Source organism: Bacillus cereus group sp. Bc010, from assembly GCF_027716745.1.
Lineage (GTDB): Bacteria > Bacillota > Bacilli > Bacillales > Bacillaceae_G > Bacillus_A > Bacillus_A pacificus.
This window is the reverse complement of sequence record NZ_JAQFUY010000100.1, coordinates 1-1,288: the sequence shown is the minus strand read 5'-3', so window position 1 is coordinate 1,288 and position 1,288 is coordinate 1. Positions and strand designations below refer to the sequence as shown.

The window sequence follows — 1,288 nt, the reverse complement described above, 5'->3', positions numbered from 1 at the left end:
TGGTATTATCCCCTTTAGGTAGACAGTAAAAAAAGAGTCCATCTGGTATGATGGACTCAATACTGTTTTATCTGGAGGGGATTTTTTTATGGCAAGAAAGGGACAATCATTTCAAAAATATACAGAAGAACTAAAGCGAGAAGCAGTTCGTCTTCGAATAGAAGAAGGAAAATCATTACGGGAAATTCGTGAACACCTTGGTATAAAGAGCGATGCACAAATTATAGAATGGGTAAAACGCTCTCAACAAGGGCAGTCATTTGATGATCAACGTGGTGCTTGGAATCGTAAGAATTTTAATAGTCTTGAAGAAGAAAATGCATATTTGAAGGCGCAGGTTGAATATTTAAAAAAGCGCAATCCAAATCTACACGGGAAGGAATGGTCTTAAAGAAAGAACGATTTTCTCTTATCGATTCACTACGCCAAACATACCCACTCAAATGGTTATTTCAAATTGCAGAAGTGTCTAAGGCTGGATACTATAAATGGCGAAAATATCATAACGTGCATCGTTTACATCAAAAAAGGGATATGTGGCATAAAGAACATATTTTATCTATTCATCGTCAGCACCCTTATTATGGATATAAACGTATGACCCGTGCTTTAGCTCGAGAAGGAATGGTAATGAATCATAAACGTGTTCGTCGTCTCATGAGGGAGTTAGGCATTCAATCTATTATCCGGAAAAAACGTCCATTTTACGGAAGAAAAACATCGGTGATATTTAACAATCATTTGAATCGAGAATTTCAAGCGGACAAACAAAATCAAAAGTATGTGACGGATATTACTTATGTACGAATTGGAGATCAGTTCGCGTATTTGTCAGCTGTGTTAGATCTATATAACAATGAAATCGTTGCTTGGAAGTTGTCTCGAAGAAATGATTTAAATTTGGTTTTAACTACATTACAACAACTAGAGGGGAAATCTTTATCTACTAAGCCACTTTTACATTCAGATCAAGGGTTTCAATATACATCAAAGTCTTACGCAAAGCAGTTAGAAAGATTAGGATTTATCGGTAGTCATTCTAGACGTGGAAACTGTTTTGATAATGCATGTATTGAATCATTCTTCTCACATTTAAAAACAGAGAAGTTGTATTTAGTGCGTCCAAAAACGTATGAAATGGCTTATCAAACAATTCAAGAATACATTCAATTCTATAATACAGAAAGGTTCCAAGAAAAACTTCACGGCCTTTCCCCGATAGAATATCGGGAAAAGGCCGTGGCATAATACTCTTTTTATGACTGTCTACTTGACAGGGAGATGACCA

The 1,288-nt window shown here is 35.9% G+C and carries 1 protein-coding gene; it reads left to right on the top strand.

Annotation, left to right across the window (positions count from 1 at the left end; all coding sequences use genetic code 11):
• The first annotated feature begins 88 nt into the window (after window positions 1-88).
• Window positions 89-1,248 (top strand): IS3 family transposase gene (locus PDQ68_RS28555; protein ID WP_153016966.1). Its coding sequence is split into 2 segments (ribosomal slippage): window positions 89-347 and window positions 347-1,248, totalling 1,161 coding nucleotides; the frame shifts between segments, so codons are not numbered across the junction.
• The last annotated feature ends 40 nt before the right edge of the window (window positions 1,249-1,288 follow it).